The sequence below is a fragment of the Bradyrhizobium sp. USDA 3650 genome, assembly GCF_054057395.1.
This window is the reverse complement of record NZ_JBSRZG010000001.1, coordinates 5,738,442-5,756,051: the sequence shown is the minus strand read 5'-3', so window position 1 is coordinate 5,756,051 and position 17,610 is coordinate 5,738,442. Positions and strand designations below refer to the sequence as shown.

The window sequence follows — 17,610 nt, the reverse complement described above, 5'->3', positions numbered from 1 at the left end:
AGCAATCCAGACTGTCACCGCGGCGGCATTCTGGATTGCTTCGCTGCGCTCGCAATGACGGGTGGGTTAGCGGCGCCGATAAACATCAGGGAACGGGAACCATGGCGAAGAACGGCAAGACCGGCGGCAAATCCGTCACCGTCAAGCAGGCGACACTCGACCTGCTGCGCTCCTTCGGCATCAGACGCGTGTTCGGCAACCCCGGCTCGACCGAGCTGCCGTTCCTGAGCGACTGGCCCGACGATATCGACTACGTGCTGGCGCTTCAGGAAGCCTCCGCCGTCGGCATGGCCGATGGCTATGCGCAGGCGACGCGCAATGCCGGCTTCGTCAATCTTCACTCGGCTGCCGGCGTCGGCAATGCGCTCGGCAACATCTATACCGCGCATCGCAACCAGACGCCGCTGGTCATCACCGCGGGCCAGCAGGCGCGCTCGATCCTGCCGTTGCAGGCATTCCTCTATGCGGAGCGTGCGTCCGAATTCCCGCGGCCTTATGTGAAATATAGCGTCGAGCCGGCGCGGCCCGAGGACGTGCCGGCCGCGATCGCGCGCGCCTATTACACCGCGATGCAGCCGCCATGCGGGCCGACTTTCGTCTCGATCCCGGTCGACGACTGGGCGCATGCGGCAGCTCCCATCGAAGCCCGCAAAGTCAGCCGCGAGATCGGGCCCGAGGCTGACGCGATGAAGGCGCTGGTCACCGCGCTCGGTTCTGCCAAGCACCCTGCCCTCGTCGTCGGGCCCGGCGTCGACCGCGCCGGCGCGGTCGAGCTGATGGTGCGCGTCGCCGAGAAGACCAGGGCCAGCGTCTGGGTCAGCCCGTTTTCGGCGCGCTGCTCGTTCCCGGAACGCCATCCCCAGTTCGCAGGCTTCCTGCATGCCTCTCCGGCGCAATTGTCGGATGCGCTGCGCGAGCACGACCTCGTCGTCGTGATCGGCGCGCCCGTGTTCACCTTCCACGTCGAAGGCCACGCCGCGATCTTCGACGGCAGTGCGACGCTCTTCCAGATCACCGATGACCCGGATGCCGCAGCGGTGACGCCGGTCGGAACCAGCATCATCGCGACGATGAAGCCGGCGCTCGCGATGCTGCTCGAGCTCCTGCCCGAGAGCAAGCGCGCGGCACCGAAGGGGCGAACGCTGCCGCCGGCCCCGCAAGCCGCCGATCCGCTGCCGGTCGAATTCCTGCTGCATTCGCTGTCGCAGGCGATGCCGGACGGCGCGTCGCTGGTCGAGGAAATCCCCTCGCACCGGCCAGCGATGCAGAAGTTCATGCCGATGCGCGGTCAGGACAGTTTTTACACCATGGCGAGCGGCGGCCTCGGCTACTCGCTGCCGGCCGCGGTCGGCATGGCGCTCGGCAAACCAAAGAGCCGCACGGTGTGCCTGATCGGCGACGGCTCGGCGATGTATTCGATCCAGGCGCTGTGGACCGCCGCGCAGCGCAAGCTGCCGCTCACCATCGTCGTCATCAACAATTCCGGCTACGGCGCGATGCGTTCGTTCAGCCAGGTGATGCAGGTGAGGAACGTGCCGGGGCTGGAGCTGCCGGGCATCGATTTCGTCCGGCTCGCCGAAGGCATGGGCTGCCATGCGGTGCGTGTGAGCAAGGCAGCCGAACTGGGCGAGGCGCTCAAGCGCGGGATGGCATTCGAAGGGACCAGCCTCGTCGAGGTGGTCGTGGATTCGGCGGTGCCGGTGCTGTACGGGCAGAAGCATTAGCGACGCACGGTATATCCACATCGTCGTCCCGGCGAAGGCCGGGACCCATACCGCGTGATCTATCGATTGCGCGCATTGCTAATCCCGAACAACCAATCTTCGCCAAATTACTCCCTGGGGTTATGGGTCCCGGCCCCCGTGCGCAATTGCGCACTAGGCCGGGACGACAGCGAATGTTTGGCGCGACCGCCCAAATCTAAGACGCCAGGAATCCTCCATCCGCCGCCAGCACATGCCCGACGACATAGGACGACGCGTCGGACGATAGCCAGACCACCGCCTCGGCCACCTCCTCCGGGCTCCCCATCCGCCGCAGCGGCAGGCCGGCGGCGACGGTTGCGACATCGCCGACCCCGGCGCGCAGCATCATGTCGGTGACGACGCGGCCCGGCGCGACGGCGTTGATGCGGATGCCGCGTGGAGCGTTTTCCATCGCAGCAGAGCGTGTCAGCGAGATCGCTGCAGCTTTGGATGCCGAGTAGAGCGAGAAGCCGGGATTGGGATTGCGCACGCCGCTGACGGAGGCGTTGACGACGATGCTGCCGCGGCCTTGCGCGAGCATGACCGGCAATTGATGGCGCAGGCACAGGAACAGCGCGCGGACATTGGTGTCGAACACGCTATCGAAGACATCCGTGCCCTGCTCCTCCAGCGGCGCGCGGCGCTCCTGGAAGCCGGCATTGTTGAAGGCGACGTCGAGCCGGCCGCAACGCTCGACCGCAGTGCCAACCAGGCGCGCGACGTCGTCCTCGCACGTGATGTCGGTCTTGATCGCGATGGCGTCCGCACCGAGTTCGCGGCACGCCGCACTGGTGGCGTCGATCTCGGCTTCGCGCCGGCCCGCCACGACGATCGCCTCCGCGCCTTCGGACGCCATTCGCAACGCCGTGGCACGGCCGATGCCACTGCCGCCGCCCGTCACCAGGCAGACCTTGCCCCTCATTCGCACCCCCGCAGGCAAAATTCCGCTCATGGCTCGCTCCAAAACGCTTGCGCGCGTCGTTGCGCGCATATAGTTGTATGGTACAACTATATGCGCGGAGTCAAGCATGACCAGGCTTTCGCTGATCGACGACATTCGCGCGGCCTCGCGCCTGATGGTACGCGAGCTCGGCTTCATGGATGCGACGGTGGCGGCATCGGACTATCCGCCGTCGGCCGTGCACACCATCCTGGAGATCGGTATCCGCGGGCCGATGAATTCGGGCGAGCTCGGCGATTTCCTGCGGCTGGAGAAATCGAGCGTCAGCCGCCTGGTGCGCAAGCTGGTCGACTGCGGCGAGCTGCGGGAGACGCCCGACGAAACCGATGCACGCAGCAAGCAGCTGTCGCTAACGGCGAAGGGCCGCCGCACGCTGGAGGCGCTGCACGCGTTCGGACGGCAGCAGGTGAGCGGCGCCCTTGCCGCGCTGACGGAGGCCGAGCAGCGCACGGTGCGGGAAGGGATGATGCTCTATGCGCAGGCATTGCGTCAGAGCCGGGTGGAGGGCGAGTCGGCGGCGTAGCCACTAGCGTCGTCCTGGCGAAAGCCAGGACCCATTATCCCAGGAAGTAGTTTGGCGAAGACTGGTCGTTCGGTACTGCTACCACGGCAAGATCGGTAGACCTCGCGGTATGGGTCCTGGCCTTCGCCAGGACGACACCGAAATTGTGGGCCCGCCTTCCCTACGTCCCGAACTCGTCGCGCATCCTCGCCTGGATCTTGGCCATGCCGCCGATCCAGCGGTCGTAATTCTCGGTCTTCTTGCGCATGTAGCCGAGCACCTGCGGGTGCGGCAGGATCAGGAACGTCTCCTGATCGAGGCCGGCCAGCACGTCCTTGGCGACCTGCTCGGGCGAGAGGTCGCCGTCGCCGGATTGCGGGCCCTTGGGGATCGAACGCAGCATGTTGGTGTCGACACCCTGCGGACAAAGGATCGAGACGCGGATGTTGTGCGCCTTGTGGGAGATCGCGAGATTTTCGGCAAAGCCGACCGCGGCATGTTTGGTGGTGGAGTAAGCGGGGCTGCCGACCTGCGACAGCAGTCCCGCGGCCGAGATGGTGTTGAGGAAATAGCCGCCGCCGCGCGCCTTCATGCGCGGGATCAGATGCCGCGCCGCATAGACATGCGCCATGACGTGGATCGCCCAGCTACGCTGCCAGGGCTCATCCGAGGCACCCCCGGCATTGACCGACATAGGATCGAAACCGCCGCCGATGCCGGCATTGGAGCAGAACAATTCGATCGGGCCGAACTGCCGCTCGGTCTCCTCGATGACGTGGGAAATATCCTTTTCCTGCGCGACATCGCATTTGAAGGCCGCGCCATCCACCGTGGCAGCGACCGCCCGCGCGTTGTCCGCGTCCATGTCGGCGACGACGACCTTGGCCGCACCGGCCTTGTGAAAGGCTTCGCACAGCGCCTTGCCGATGCCGTTGGCGCCGCCCGTGACGACCACGACCTTGCCGGTCACCTGCATGCGACGTCTCCTCTTGTCTTATACCGCTTCGCTTATTCCGCCTCGCGGAGCTTGCTCAGCTCAACACGAGGTCGAGCACCGCGGTATAATGGCACGCCGCGCCGGCCAAGACAAAGCCGTGCCAGATCGCATTCTGGAAGCGCAGCCGTCGCCAGGCATGGAAGATCACGCCGAAGCTGTAGAGCAGTCCGCCCGCAAGGATGAAGCCCAGCACCAGCGCAGGCAGCGCCTTGACCACGGAATCGTAGAGCATGATGCCGCTCCAGCCCATCGCGAGGTAGATGCCGACCGCGACGCGGTCGAACCGGCCGGGGTAGAGAAGTTTCAGCACGATGCCGAGGAGCGCCACACACCAGACGCCGGCGAGCAGCACCAGCGCGAACCCACTGTCCTTCACCTCCAGGATGAACGGCGTGTAGGTCGCCGCGATCAGGAGATAGATCGCCGAATGGTCGAAGCGCCGCAGCAGCCATTTGGCCGGCGAGACGGGCCACAGATTATAGGTCGCCGACAACACCAGCATCGAGAGCAGGCCGGCGACGTAGATCGAGACGCCGACGATGTCGGTCGCGTCGGCAAAGAGCACCGTCAGCACCACCAGCACGGTCGCGGCAATGAGGCCGCAGAGCACGCCGATCGCGTGGATCACGCCGTCGGCGATCAACTCGGCGCGGTCGTAATGCCAGCCGACCGCGTCGGCGGCTGCGTGGACGGAGGAGGATGCAAGCTGTTTCAGTTGGAAGACGGTCATGGCAATCCGCAAGGTGAGACAATACCCTCTTGTATGGGTGTTTTGGGATCGGCGCGTCGTTCAAACGGGTGACTTGCAAACGGCTGATTTGCAAACGGTTGATTTGACGACAAAGGAGGTGGAAGTATGAAGCTTGATTTTCCCCACGCAATTGCCACTTTTGTGATCGGTCACACATTTTCTCCCGCCGAGATCACTTAACGTTCAAATGGCATTCAGTTTCCAGGATATGGTCGAAGAAGCGCGGTTGTCGGCGAGGGCGCTGATCGACTATGGCGAGCACTTCTTCAACCCGACGGTGCGGCTCGGGGTCACCGGCCTGTCGCGGGCCGGCAAGACGGTGTTCATCACGGCGCTGATCCATGGCCTGACGCGCGGTGGGCGGTTCCCGGTATTCGAGGCCTATTCATCCGGGCGGATCGCGCGGGCGCATCTGGCGCCGCAGCCGGACGACGCCGTGCCGCGCTTTGCCTATGAGAGCCATCTGCGCGCGCTGATCGAGGAGCGGCGCTGGCCGAGCTCGACTGTCGACATCAGCGAGCTCAGGCTCGTCATCGACTACCAGCGCCCGAACGGCGCCGACCGCACGCTGACGCTCGACATCGTCGACTATCCCGGCGAGTGGCTGCTCGACCTGCCGCTGCTCCAGAAGAGCTTTGAGCAATGGTCGGCCGAAAGCCTGGCGTTGTCGCGCGAGGCGCCGCGCGCGCATCTGGCCGCGGACTGGCACGCACATCTCGCAACCCTCAAGCCCGAAGCGCGCGAGGACGAGCAGGCGACACTCACGGCCGCAAAGCTGTTCAGGGGCTATCTGCAAGGCTGCCGCGACGAGCGGTTTGCGATGAGCCTGCTACCACCCGGCCGCTTCCTGATGCCGGGCAATCTCGCCGACACACCGGCGCTGACCTTTGCGCCGCTCGACGTGCCCGCGGGCGGCCAGGCGCCGGAGGGATCGCTGTGGGCGATGATGGTGCGCCGTTATGAGGCCTACAAGGACGTCGTGGTGCGGCCGTTCTTCCGCGATCATTTTGCCCGGCTCGATCGCCAGATCGTATTGGCCGACGCGCTCGCCGCGTTCAACGCCGGCCCCGAAGCGCTGCACGATCTCGAAGCCGCACTCGCGGGCATTCTCGACTGCTTCAACATCGGCCGCAGCACGATCCTCTCCGGCCTGTTCCGGCCGCGGATCGACCGCGTGCTGTTCGCGGCGACCAAGGCGGATCATCTGCATCATTCCAGCCATGACCGGCTCGAGGCCGTGCTGCGCCGCGCGGTCACCCACGCGGTTGCGCGCGCGGAAACTACCGGCGCGGCGATCGACGTCGTCGCGCTCGCCGCCGTCCGCGCCACGCGCGAGGCGCAGGTCGCGCATGGCCGTGACAAATTGCCGTCCATCCTGGGAACGCCGGCCGCCGGCGAAAGCGCCGGCGCCGAGTTCTTCGACGGTAACACCGAGGTGGCAACCTTTCCGGGCGACCTGCCGCTCGATCCCGAGCCGCTGTTCAACGGCACCGACGCATTCCGCGGGCTCTCGACCGAGGCCGCCGGGAAGAGCGATTATCGCTTCCTGCGCTTTCGTCCGCCAAAGCTCGAACGCGAGGGGGCCGAGGAGCCAACGCTGCCTCACATCCGCCTCGACCGTGCCTTGCAGTTCCTGATCGGAGACAAATTGTCATGAACGACCGATCAAAGTCACGGCGGCCGGCAACGTTCCGGCTCGACGACCCCGGCGTCGTCGTCACCGAAGCCGATGAGACGGCACGGCTCGGTCGCACCACCATCCAGATCACGCCGGAGCCCGATCCGGCGAACTTGCCGGTGCCGATCGCAGCGACTCTTCCGGCGCGGCGCGGCTTTCCCTGGGGCGCATTGTTCTGGTCAGGCGTTGCCGGGCTGACGCTGCTCGGGGTCGGGCTTGGTGTGGTCCGTCTGATCGAGGATCTGTTTGCGCGCAGCGAAAGCCTCGGCTTCGTCGGACTGGCGCTTGCCTCCGTCACCGCGCTTGCGCTCGCCGTGGTGACCGGGCGTGAAGCGTATGGACTGGCGCGCCTCGCGACCATCGAGAAGCTGCATCAGCGCGCAGCCGCCGTCCTCGCCAGCGACGACCGCAAGGAGAGCCGCATCATCGTGCAGGATCTGCTTGAGATCGCGCACCAGAACCCGCAGCTCGCGCGCGCCCGCGCCACGCTGGAAAGCCATGCCGGCGAGATCATCGACGGCGCCGACATGATCCGGCTCGCCGAGCGCGAATTGATGTCGCCGCTGGACATCGAGGCGCGGCGGCTGGTGTCGTCAGCCGCGCAAAAGGTCTCGATCGTCACGGCGGTTTCGCCCCGCGCGCTGATCGACGTGTTGTTCGTGTTCGTGGCCTCGCTGAGATTGATACGCCAGCTCGCTTTTCTCTATGGCGGCCGTCCCGGCGCGCTCGGCATGATCCGCCTGCTCCGCCACGTCATCGCCCATCTCGCCATCACCGGCGGCATGGCGGCGAGTGACAGCCTGGTGCAGCAGATGCTCGGCCACGGCATTGCGGCGAAGCTGTCGCAGCGGCTGGGCGAAGGCATGCTGAATGGATTGCTGACGGCCCGGCTAGGCCTCGCCGCGATCGACGTCACACGGCCGCTGCCGTTCGCGGCACTGCCGCCGCCGAAGCTGTCGGACCTCGCGACGGATCTGCTGCGGAAGAAGGACGAGGAGGAGTAGCGTTCTGTTTGCGCGACGCGCTCGTTTTCCCCTCTCCCCTTGTGGGAGAGGGTGGCTCGACGCGAAGCGGCGAGACGGGTGAGGGGTCTCTCTCCGCGAGTCCAACTCTCACTCGAATTTGCGGAGAGATACCCCTCATCCGGCGCTTCGCGCCACCTTCTCCCACAAGGGGAGAAGGGAATTCGGAGCTTGCCGCGCTAGCTGAGCATACGCCTCTCGAATTCCCCCGCCAGCACGCGCCACTGGAATAGCGGCGAGTTCTTCGGCGGCGACAGCACTGGGGTCCAGCCAGACAGCTTCTCTAGCACATACGTATCCATCACGAGGCCGCGCCAGCGGCGCTCGACTTGACCGAGCGGCTCGCGCTTGGCGGGGATGTTCTCCCACAGCGATGAGCGGTTGTCCGGTTCGCGCCCGACATAAATGCCGGCGTGGCCCTTGATCCGATCCATGCCGGGATCACGAAAGTCCTGGAAGCGGCCGCGTTCGTTGATCTCGATCACGGGCACGCGGCCCCTGAACAGCCAGCGCATCATGGCGTAGGTGCGGTAATCCGTGGTGGCGATCCAGGTCGCGCCGGTCTCGTCCAATGCGGCCTGTGCGCGCGCGGCGACCTGCTCGTAGCCGGATTCGGCGCCGACCGGATCGATCTTGCCGAGCAAATTCCAGGGCGCGGCGACGTAGTAGAGGAACACGATCACGACAAAAGCGATGCCCGAGACCACCGCCGTATTGACCCAGAACAGCGACGCCCTGATCATCCGCGCCGATCTTCCTTCGCGCGACAGCATGGTGAGGTTGACGGCGGCGGCGGCGAAACCGATCGGCCACATGAACATCGGCCAGGTGTCGCCGACGCGGAGGGTCAGGGATTTCGAGAGAAAATAGAGAAACGGCACCAGGACCGCGGTCGACAACAAAATCGCGACCGGCTCGCGCGTGCGATAGCCGCGCCACGCCGTCAGCACCACCCCCGTCAGCACCACCGGCAGCATGACGAAGCCGACAAGTCCGAATTGCAGGCCGATGTAATCGCCGAAGGTGCGGAGCGAGATGCCGTAGCTGGTGGTGGCGCGCACGCCCTGGAAGCGGATCGCGGCCCAGTCGTGCTGCACGTTCCAGATCAGGACGGGCGAGAACACGACGATTGCGATCAGCACCGCGAGATATGGATAGGGGCTGCGCAGCCAGCGCCAGCGCCAATCCGGCACCAGCAGAAAGGCGGCAACCGCCGGCGCGAACATGATCACGGTGAATTTCGACAGCATCGCCAGCCCGGCGAACAGGCCGGCCGCGAGCCACCAGCGGCCGTCGCCGCCCTGCGCAAGCCGCACCAGGCACCACATCATCGCCACCGCAAACGGGATCATGGCGACATCGGGCGCGACCTTGGCCATCAGCAGGCCGTAATAGAGCGCGGCCTCCGGCATCAGCACCGCGAGCGCGACGGCGCGCACATCATGGGTAAGGCGGCGGACCATGTCGGCGAGCAGGAGCTGCGTCACCAGCATCGCGACGATGCCGCCGAAGCGCACACCGAGCGTGGTGTCGCCGAAGATCGCAGTGCCGAACCGGATCAGCCAGGCGATGCCGGGGGGATGATCCAGGAAGCTGAGCGCCGTCTCCTGCGACCACGTCCAGTAATAGGCCTCGTCCGTACGCAGCTCGATAGCCGAGGCGTAGACGATGCGCAGCAGCGTCATCGCGGCGATGATCGCCGCGGCCACGACGAGCGGCCGGCGCGCCGCGCCTGCGGGGGGCATCGTGATGTCGGGAGCTGTCGTCACGGCGGCGCTTTTCGCCAACCTGGGAGGGGGAGTCAATGTGGGGGGACCGAAGCTGGGACCGCATACGCCGCTGTCGTCCCGGGGCGCGACGCAGTCGCGAGCCCGGGACCCATAACCACAGGAAGGGGTTTGGCGAGAGCTGATCACCACGAGTCGTCGCCAAACCCCTTCCTGTGGCTATGGGTCCCGGATCTGCGCGCGCCTAAGGGCGCGCTTGTCCGGGACGACGTCGAGTGTGCGGCGGCTTGCCGCGGATGTGATCCCGCAAGCTGTCCATCCCCGGAATTAAACGCGACGCTGGCTGTTCTCCTTCATGAACTGATACAACCGAATCATGGCCGCAACCGCATCCTCACGACTTTCCGAGCTCTCCCGCGCCATCAGCGTGCGGCAGGTGCGGCTGGTCTGCGGCGTCATTCTGTTCGCCTATGTGGTCAGCCATTTCCTCAACCATGCGCTCGGCAACATCTCGGTCGATGCCATGGAGATCGGGGTCACCTACCACACGCTGTTCTGGCAGTTCCTGCCTGTAACGATCGTGTTCTACGCGGCGGCGCTCACGCATATGGGGCTCGGCATCTATGCGCTGTATCAGCGCCGGCAGTTCCGCTGGCGGACGGTCGAGCCGCTGCAGCTCGTGCTGGGCTTGAGCATCCCCGCGCTGGTCATGGCGCATGTGATCGGGGTGCGGCTCGGCCAGACGCTGTACGGGCACCAAAAACTCTATCCGCAGGAACTCTACCTGTTCTTCGTCGCGTCGAACCGTATCTGGACGATGACGATCCTGCTTCTCATCGCCTGGGTGCACGGCTGCATCGGCATCTATTTCTGGCTTCGCCTCAAACCGTTCTTCACGCGCGCAGCGCCCTATCTGCTCGCGGCGGCCGTGCTGATCCCGACGCTGTCGCTGCTGGGTGTCTACCAGGGTGGCCGCAGCGTCGAGGTCGAGGCCGACGACGGGGAATGGCGGACGCACAATCTCACGCGCAGCCAGGTCGGCACGACGGCCGAGGCAGCGATGCTCGACCGCATCACCGGTGGCCTCACCGCCGGCTATCTCGGGTTGCTCGCCTTGGCGCTGGCCGCACGCGGCGTACGGGCCTTGCGCGAACGACGCGGTGGCATGATCGCGCTATCCTACGGCAACGGCAAGACGGTGCGCGTCCCCAAGGGCCTCTCCGTGCTGGAGGCGAGCCTGCGCCACAATGTGCCGCATGCCAGCGTCTGCGGCGGCCGCGCCCGCTGCTCGACCTGTCGCATCCGCATCATCGGCGATCATGGCGCCCTGCCCGAGCCGTCGCAGCGCGAGGCGTTCGTGCTCACCCGTGTCGGCACCAGTGATCCCTCGATCAGGCTCGCCTGCCAGCTGCGGCCGACGTCGGATCTCTCCTTCTTCCAGCTCTTCACCGCGCACACCTTGTCGGCGAGCACACAGGCCTCGACGCCCGCCAGAATCGGCCAGGAGCGCTATCTCGTCAGCCTGTTCGTGGACATGCGCGGCTCGACGCAGCTCGCCGAGAAGCGGCTGCCGTTCGACACCGTGTTCATCGTCAACCGCTTCCTCGGCGCCGTCTCGCAGGCCGTGATCGAGAATGGCGGCCAGCCGAACCAGTTCGTCGGCGACGGCATGCTGGCGCTGTTCGGACTGAGCGCCGATCCGCAAGAGGCCTGCCGGCAGTCGCTGAAGGCCGCCGCCGGCATCGCCAGGCAAATCGACGATCTGAACGAGCTCCTGAGCCACGATCTGCGTCAGCCGATCCGCTTCGGCATCGGCATCCATGGCGGCGAGGTCATCATCGGCGACATCGGCTATCGCGATCACATCGTCTTCACGGCGCTGGGCGATGCCGTCAACGTCGCGGCCCGCCTCCAGGACATGACCAAGACACTGGCCTGCGAAGCGATCGTCTCGGAGGAAGTCCGCCGCACCGCCGGCCTTGCCGACGATGCGCTGCCGCAGCAGGAGGTCGCGATCCGCGGCCGCGACGAACCGATGGCCGTGCGTGTGGTTGCGGACGCGAGGGCGCTGTCGGCGCTCGTCGATCGCGGCGAACGCGTGGCTGCGTGAGGCGCAACCTCGCCCCGCTTGCGGGGAGAGGTCGGATCGCGGAGCGATCCGGGTGAGGGGGACTCTCCGCGTGTCCAACTCTTACCATCCTTGCGGAAGCAGCCCCTCACCCCAACCCTCTCCCCGTAAGAACGGGGCGAGGGAGTGCACCGTCGCCGCGGTTACGACTCGACTCCGCGTAACACCGGCTTGCTGCAACGCAACGGCATGGGCCTGCTGCGAAAGCACGAATTGACTTCAACTGAGTCGTTGCGACACATGAGTGCGAGATCGCGGTGATGACCGCAATCCACCGAAAAGCTCCGGGAGGAGACCACATGTTCGATCGACGCGACCTGCTCAAAGGAGCGGGCCTTGCCGCTGTTGCGACTGCACTGAACCCGACCAAAGCGTTGGCACTCGACACCGTCGCCCTGCCCTTCGCCAACGGCGAACGTCCTTTGGTGAAATATCCGCAGAAGCGGCCGATGATCGGCCTGACCAGCCGCCCGCCGCAGCTCGAGACGCCGTTCGCGGTCTTCAACGACGGCCCGATCACGCCGAATAACGCGTTCTTCGTGCGCTATCACCTTTCCGACCTGCCCTACAGTCTTGACCCCGACAAGTTCACGCTCGAGGTCAAGGGCAAGGTCGACAAGCCGCTCAAGCTGTCGCTGAAGGACATAAGGAAGATGAAGGCGACCGAGATCGTCGCCGTCAACCAGTGCTCCGGCAACAGCCGCGGCTTCCTGGATCCGCGCGTGGCCGGTGGCCAGCTCGCCAACGGCGCGATGGGCAATGCGCGCTGGCGCGGCGTGCCACTGAAGGCGGTGCTGGCGATGGCGGGCGTGCAGAGCGGCGCCAAGCAGGTCACCTTCAACGGCATGGACGGTCCGGTCAGTGACAAGACGCCCGACTTCGTCAAGGCGCTCGATATCGATCACGCCAGCGACGGCGAGGTGATGCTGGCCTATGGCATGAACGGCGAGGACCTGCCGTTCCTCAACGGCTTTCCGCTGCGCCTGATCGTGCCCGGCTATTACGGCACCTATTGGGTCAAGCACGTCAACGAGATCACCGTCATCGACAATGTCTATGACGGCTTCTGGATGAAGTCGGCCTATCGCATTCCGGACACCCCGAACAATGCGGTCGAGCCGGGTACCGCGCCGAAGGCGACGATCCCGATCAATCGCTTCACCATCCGCTCCTTCATCACCAGCGTCCCCGATGGCGCCAAGCTGAAAGCAGGCGGCACGACGCTGCGCGGCATCGCTTTCGACGGCGGCAAGGGCATCAAGGAAGTCGCGGTCTCCACCGACGGTGGCAAGACCTGGACCGGCGCCAAGCTCGGCAAGGACCTTGGCAAATACTCATTCCGTGAATGGACGCTGCCGGTGAAGCTCGCGGCGGGCTCCCACGAGCTCAAGGTGCGCGCCACCGGCAATGGCGGCGAAACCCAGCCGGATACGCCGCGCTGGAATCCGGCGGGTTACTTGCGCAACGTCGTCGAAACCGTCCGCGTCACCGTGGCTTGAGGGGAATGATCATGCAGCGCACCGTTTTCCTCGCCATCACGCTCGCCCTCGCCGCCGTGGTGGGTTCGGCACTTGCGGCACCGGTCAATTACAAGACCCCCGATGAGGTCGCGGCGTTCAAGCCCGGGCCCAATCTCGAAGTCGTGCAGGGCAATTGCAGCGCCTGCCACTCCGCCGACTACATCAACACGCAGCCGCCGATGAAGGACAAGAAAGGTTTCTGGCAGGCCGAGGTGACCAAGATGATCAAGGTCTACGGCGCCCCGATCGACGATGCCGATGTCGGCAAGATCGTCGATTATCTGGCCGCGACTTATTGACGGATGGCGCGCGGCACGCGGACCAAGTGACCGCGAAACGGGCAAATCCGGCAAAAACGCCGCGAAGTTGAGCGGAATTCGGCGAAAGGCGGATGTGGTTTGAGCTACCAAGCCAGCCACATTCCGCGTATCGTATTAGGACCGAACCGGCCGGTTGGCGGGGACTGGCGGTTCGCGATCTCGGAGGAAGACCCGCGGAGAAGTCGTGATGGCTAAAGGTACGGTCAAGTGGTTCAACCCGACGAAGGGTTATGGATTTATCCAGCCTGCGTCGGGCGGCAAGGATGTGTTCGTGCATATCTCGGCAGTGCAGAAAGCCGGTCTGTCGTCCCTGAACGAAGGACAGACGGTGGAATATGAAGAGATCGCAAACCGAGGCAAAAGCTCCGCAGAGAACCTCAAAGTATAAGCCCGCCGGCTGTTGCTAACTCCCGGATCGATCCGGGAGCCGGGCCAAGAAATTTCACAAGACGGTCAGTGCATTCGACGACAGGCGTTGCGATTGCACACGGAGAACTATTTGTCCTGCGAAGACCGCCCGATCGACGCCACAGCAACGACAATCGCGACAGCACTTCGTTAGTCCACCGGCAATGGTGCGTCGCGCTTGATCTCCTCCATCACCGCATAGGTTCGCGTTTCGCGCACGCCCGGCATCGACAGCAAGGTCTCGCCGAGGAAGCGCCGATACGCGGTCATGTCTGCCAGCCGCGCCTTCACAAGATAGTCGAAGCCGCCGGCAACCATGTGACACTCCAGCACCTCGGGCGCGAGTTTCACCGCGCGGGCAAAACGCTCGAAATTGTCAGGGGTGGTCTTGTCGAGCAGCACTTCGACGAAGACCAGGAGCCCGAGGCCGAGCCGGTGCGGGTTGAGCCGCGCGCCATAGCCTTCGATAAAGCCCTCTCGCTGCAAACGCTTCAGCCGCTCGCCGATCGAGGTCGGCGACAGCCCGATGCGTTCCGCGAGCTCGACATTGGCGATTCGCCCGTCCTGCTGCAAAATCGAGAGGATTTTCCGGTCGGTTCGATCTAGTTCCATACTTCATAAGGCCTGATGGCTAGGAAGCCCCATTTTCTAAGGCAGATCGCCAAAATTGTCTATCGAGCTAAGGTATCGCGGGCATTATCCTGGATTGGAGCCACAGGACACGCCATGCCGAACATTCCGCCTCCCTTCTCCGCAGCCTACGCGCCCGATGATGCCGATATCGCCGCGCGCCTTTTGCCATCTGCGCATCTCGGCCCGCCGCAGGAAGCGCGGATCGATCGCACCGCGACGCGGCTGATCGAAGCCATCCGCAAGCGCGACGACCGGCTTGGTGGCGGTCTTGGCGGCGTCGAGGACATGCTGCGGGAGTTCGCGCTCTCGACCAAGGAAGGGCTGGCCTTGATGGTGCTGGCCGAGGCGTTGCTGCGCGTTCCGGACGCGCGCACCGCCGACCAGTTCATCGAGGACAAGCTCGGCGAGGGCGACTTCATCCACCACGAGACCAAGTCCACGGCCTTCCTGGTCAACGCCTCGGCCTGGGCGCTCGGCCTCTCGGCGCGGGTGATCCAGCCCGGCGAGACGCCCGACGGCACCATCGGCCGGCTGGTGAAGCGGCTGGGCGCACCGGCCGTGCGCACCGCCACGCGCCAGGCGATGCGGCTGATGGGCAATCATTTCGTGCTGGGCGAGACCATCGCGCAGGCCCTGGAGCGGGCCCGGCCGCGCTCGGGTGAGAGGGCGCGCTATTCCTTCGACATGCTCGGCGAAGGCGCCCGCACCGCCACTGATGCCAGGCGCTATTTCGACGCCTATGCCAGCGCGATCGAGACGATCGGCAAGGCGGCCGGCAACCATCCCCTGCCCGACCGGCCCGGCATCTCCGTCAAACTCTCGGCGCTGCATCCGCGCTTCGAGGCGATCAGCCGCGACCGGGTGATGGCTGAACTGGTGCCGCAACTGCTGGACCTGGCGCAACGCGCCAAGGCCCATGATCTCAACTTCACCGTCGATGCCGAGGAAGCCGACCGGCTGGAATTGTCGCTCGACGTGATCGCGGCAACGCTCGCCGATCGCTCGCTTGCCGGCTGGGACGGATTTGGCCTCGCGATCCAGGCCTATCAGAAGCGCGCCGGCGCCGTGATCGACTATGTCGATGCGCTCGCCCGCGCACATGATCGCAAGCTGATGGTGCGGCTGGTCAAGGGCGCCTATTGGGACACCGAGATCAAGCGCGCGCAGGAGCGCGGGCTGGACGGCTATCCCGTGTTCACCCGCAAGGCGATGACGGATCTGAACTACGTCGCCTGCGCCTCAAAACTGCTCGGCTTGAGGCCGCGCATCTTCCCGCAATTCGCCACCCACAACGCGCTGAGCGTCGCGACCGTGCTGGAGCTTGCCGGCGTCAACGGCGGCTTCGAATTCCAACGCCTGCATGGCATGGGCGAAGCGCTCTACGAGCAGCTCGCCAAGGACCACCCCGAGATCGCCTACCGCACCTACGCCCCGGTCGGCAGCCATCGCGACCTGCTCGCCTATCTGGTGCGGCGACTGTTGGAGAACGGTGCCAACTCCTCCTTCGTGGCGCAGGCGTCCGATTACCGCGTGCCGGTTACGGCGCTGCTGCAACGTCCGGCGGATGCCATCGTCCGGCCGCAGCAGGCGGCCCATCCGAAAATTCCGCTGCCACGCGATCTGTTCGCGCCGGAACGGCGCAATTCGCGCGGCGTCGAATTCGGCGCGCGCGCCGCGCTCGACCGGTTGCTGACGGAGGTCAAGGCTGAGAGCGTCGACCTCAAGCCTGTCACTGAGGCCACGCCGGATCAGGCCAATGCGGCAGTGGCTGCGGCGCGCGCGGGCTTTGCCGCCTGGAGCCGGACACCCGCAGCCACGCGCGCGGCGGCGCTGGAGCAGGCCGCGCATCTTCTGGAGAACCGCGCGCCCCATTTCATCGCGCTGCTGCAACGCGAGGGCGGCAAGACGCTCGACGATGCGCTGTCGGAGCTGCGCGAGGCCGCTGACTTCTGCCGCTATTATGCCGCGCAGGGCCGCAAACTGTTCGGCAATGATGTGGCGATGCCGGGTCCGACCGGCGAGAGCAATGCGCTGGCCATGCGCGGCCGCGGCGTCTTCGTGGCGATCTCGCCATGGAATTTTCCGCTGGCGATCTTCCTCGGCCAGGTCACGGCTGCGCTGATGGCCGGCAACAGCGTGGTGGCCAAGCCCGCAGAGCAGACCCCGCGCGTTGCGGTGGAGGCAGTGCGGCTGCTGCACGAGGCCGGCATCCCCGCAAGCGCGCTGCATCTCGTCGCCGGCGACGGCCGCATCGGCGCTGCGCTGACCGCACACCCCGATATCGCCGGAATCGTCTTCACCGGCTCGACCGAGGTCGCGCGCAGCATCAACCGGGCGCTGGCAGCCAAGGACGGGCCGATCGTGCCGCTGATCGCGGAGACCGGCGGCATCAACACCATGATCGCGGATGCGACTGCGTTGCCCGAGCAGGTCGCAGACGATGTCGTCACCTCGGCGTTTCGTTCCGCCGGCCAGCGCTGCTCGGCGCTGCGGCTGCTGTTCGTGCAGGAGGACGTCGCGGACCGCATGATCGAGATGATCGCGGGCGCAGCGCGCGAGTTGAAGATCGGCGATCCAAGCGACGTCGCGACCCATATCGGTCCCGTGATCGATGTCGAGGCCAGGCAGCGCCTCGATGCGCACATCGCACGAATGAAGAGAGAGGCGCGGCTGCACTTTGCCGGCAGCGCGCCGGAGGGCTGCTTCGTCGCGCCGCACATCTTCGAACTCAAGGATGCTGGCCAGCTCACCGAGGAGGTCTTCGGCCCGATCCTCCACGTGGTGCGCTACCCTGCCGAAAATCTCGAACGCGTTCTGCAGGCCATCGAGCGCACCGGCTACGGGCTGACGCTCGGCATCCATTCCCGCATTGACGACACCATCGAGGCGATCGTCGACCGCGTGCAGATCGGCAACATCTACGTCAATCGCAACATGATCGGGGCCGTGGTCGGCGTGCAGCCGTTCGGTGGCAACGGCCTGTCCGGAACCGGCCCGAAAGCCGGCGGCCCGCACTACCTCACGCGCTTTGCAACCGAGCAGGCCGTCACGATCAACACCGCAGCAGCCGGCGGCAACGCTGCCCTGCTCGCAGGGGATGAGTGAGGCGCGGCGAGGAGCGTTGCATCCCGCCGAAACATCGGTCTAATGCTGCCCGTGACGTAGCCCTCGCCAATTCCAGCGCGCGGGAAACAACACGAGTGAGGGAGCAATTCCGC

Annotated in this window: 14 protein-coding genes; 9 read left to right on the top strand and 5 right to left on the bottom strand. The window is 65.7% G+C overall.

Annotated elements, in window-relative coordinates; all coding sequences use genetic code 11:
* The first annotated feature begins 101 nt into the window (after positions 1-101).
* On the top strand, positions 102-1,724 hold the full coding sequence (gene mdlC, locus ACVIN2_RS27025; RefSeq protein ID WP_456767896.1) for a benzoylformate decarboxylase: 1,623 nt from the start codon (positions 102-104) through the stop codon (positions 1,722-1,724).
* A gap of 196 nt (positions 1,725-1,920) precedes the next feature.
* Here mdlC and ACVIN2_RS27020 read toward each other — a convergent pair whose 3' ends face one another.
* Positions 1,921-2,697 carry an SDR family NAD(P)-dependent oxidoreductase gene (locus tag ACVIN2_RS27020; RefSeq protein WP_456767895.1) on the bottom strand — a complete coding sequence of 259 codons (777 nt, stop codon included), beginning with the start codon at positions 2,695-2,697 and terminating at the stop codon, positions 1,921-1,923.
* 76 nt (positions 2,698-2,773) lie between these two features.
* Between ACVIN2_RS27020 and ACVIN2_RS27015 the strand changes: the two genes are divergently transcribed.
* Entirely contained in the window at positions 2,774-3,229 is a 456-nt protein-coding gene (locus tag ACVIN2_RS27015; protein ID WP_456767894.1) for a MarR family winged helix-turn-helix transcriptional regulator, read from the top strand.
* A 160-nt stretch (positions 3,230-3,389) separates the two neighbouring features.
* Here ACVIN2_RS27015 and ACVIN2_RS27010 read toward each other — a convergent pair whose 3' ends face one another.
* Both ACVIN2_RS27010 and trhA read right to left on the bottom strand, forming a co-directional pair.
* Positions 3,390-4,184 carry an SDR family oxidoreductase gene (locus ACVIN2_RS27010; RefSeq protein WP_456767893.1) on the bottom strand — a complete coding sequence of 265 codons (795 nt, stop codon included), beginning with the start codon at positions 4,182-4,184 and terminating at the stop codon, positions 3,390-3,392.
* 55 nt (positions 4,185-4,239) lie between these two features.
* A complete protein-coding gene (trhA, locus tag ACVIN2_RS27005; RefSeq protein ID WP_456767892.1) occupies positions 4,240-4,935 on the bottom strand; it encodes a PAQR family membrane homeostasis protein TrhA in 696 nt (231 codons plus the stop codon).
* Between the two features lie 208 nt (positions 4,936-5,143).
* Between trhA and ACVIN2_RS27000 the strand changes: the two genes are divergently transcribed.
* Both ACVIN2_RS27000 and ACVIN2_RS26995 read left to right on the top strand, forming a co-directional pair.
* Positions 5,144-6,613, top strand: coding sequence for a YcjX family protein (locus tag ACVIN2_RS27000; RefSeq protein WP_456767891.1), 1,470 nt, complete (start codon positions 5,144-5,146; stop codon positions 6,611-6,613).
* Positions 6,610-7,638 (top strand): YcjF family protein, encoded by a 1,029-nt coding sequence (locus ACVIN2_RS26995; protein ID WP_456767890.1) that lies wholly within the window; start codon positions 6,610-6,612, stop codon positions 7,636-7,638. Before ACVIN2_RS27000 ends, ACVIN2_RS26995 begins: the two co-directional genes overlap by 4 nt.
* 197 nt (positions 7,639-7,835) lie before the next feature.
* Here the strand turns inward: ACVIN2_RS26995 and ACVIN2_RS26990 are convergent, their stop codons facing one another.
* Entirely contained in the window at positions 7,836-9,401 is a 1,566-nt protein-coding gene (locus ACVIN2_RS26990) for a glycosyltransferase family 39 protein (protein WP_456769814.1), read from the bottom strand.
* 358 nt (positions 9,402-9,759) lie between these two features.
* On the opposite strand from ACVIN2_RS26990, the gene ACVIN2_RS26985 reads away from it, so the two are divergent.
* The 4 genes from ACVIN2_RS26985 (at position 9,760) to ACVIN2_RS26970 (ending at position 13,739) form a co-directional block, all read left to right on the top strand.
* Entirely contained in the window at positions 9,760-11,493 is a 1,734-nt protein-coding gene (locus ACVIN2_RS26985; RefSeq protein WP_456767889.1) for an adenylate/guanylate cyclase domain-containing protein, read from the top strand.
* Between the two features lie 317 nt (positions 11,494-11,810).
* Positions 11,811-13,010 carry a SorA family sulfite dehydrogenase catalytic subunit gene (gene sorA, locus ACVIN2_RS26980; RefSeq protein ID WP_456767888.1) on the top strand — a complete coding sequence of 400 codons (1,200 nt, stop codon included), beginning with the start codon at positions 11,811-11,813 and terminating at the stop codon, positions 13,008-13,010.
* A gap of 11 nt (positions 13,011-13,021) precedes the next feature.
* Positions 13,022-13,330 (top strand): SorB family sulfite dehydrogenase c-type cytochrome subunit, encoded by a 309-nt coding sequence (gene sorB, locus ACVIN2_RS26975; protein WP_456767887.1) that lies wholly within the window; start codon positions 13,022-13,024, stop codon positions 13,328-13,330.
* A gap of 208 nt (positions 13,331-13,538) precedes the next feature.
* Positions 13,539-13,739 carry a cold-shock protein gene (locus tag ACVIN2_RS26970; RefSeq protein ID WP_007596519.1) on the top strand — a complete coding sequence of 67 codons (201 nt, stop codon included), beginning with the start codon at positions 13,539-13,541 and terminating at the stop codon, positions 13,737-13,739.
* A 170-nt stretch (positions 13,740-13,909) separates the two neighbouring features.
* On the opposite strand, the gene ACVIN2_RS26965 is transcribed toward ACVIN2_RS26970, so the two are convergent.
* Entirely contained in the window at positions 13,910-14,371 is a 462-nt protein-coding gene (locus ACVIN2_RS26965) for an Lrp/AsnC ligand binding domain-containing protein (RefSeq protein ID WP_007596520.1), read from the bottom strand.
* A gap of 114 nt (positions 14,372-14,485) precedes the next feature.
* Between ACVIN2_RS26965 and putA the strand changes: the two genes are divergently transcribed.
* A complete protein-coding gene (gene putA, locus ACVIN2_RS26960; protein WP_456767886.1) occupies positions 14,486-17,497 on the top strand; it encodes a bifunctional proline dehydrogenase/L-glutamate gamma-semialdehyde dehydrogenase PutA in 3,012 nt (1,003 codons plus the stop codon).
* Positions 17,498-17,610: the final 113 nt, after the last annotated feature.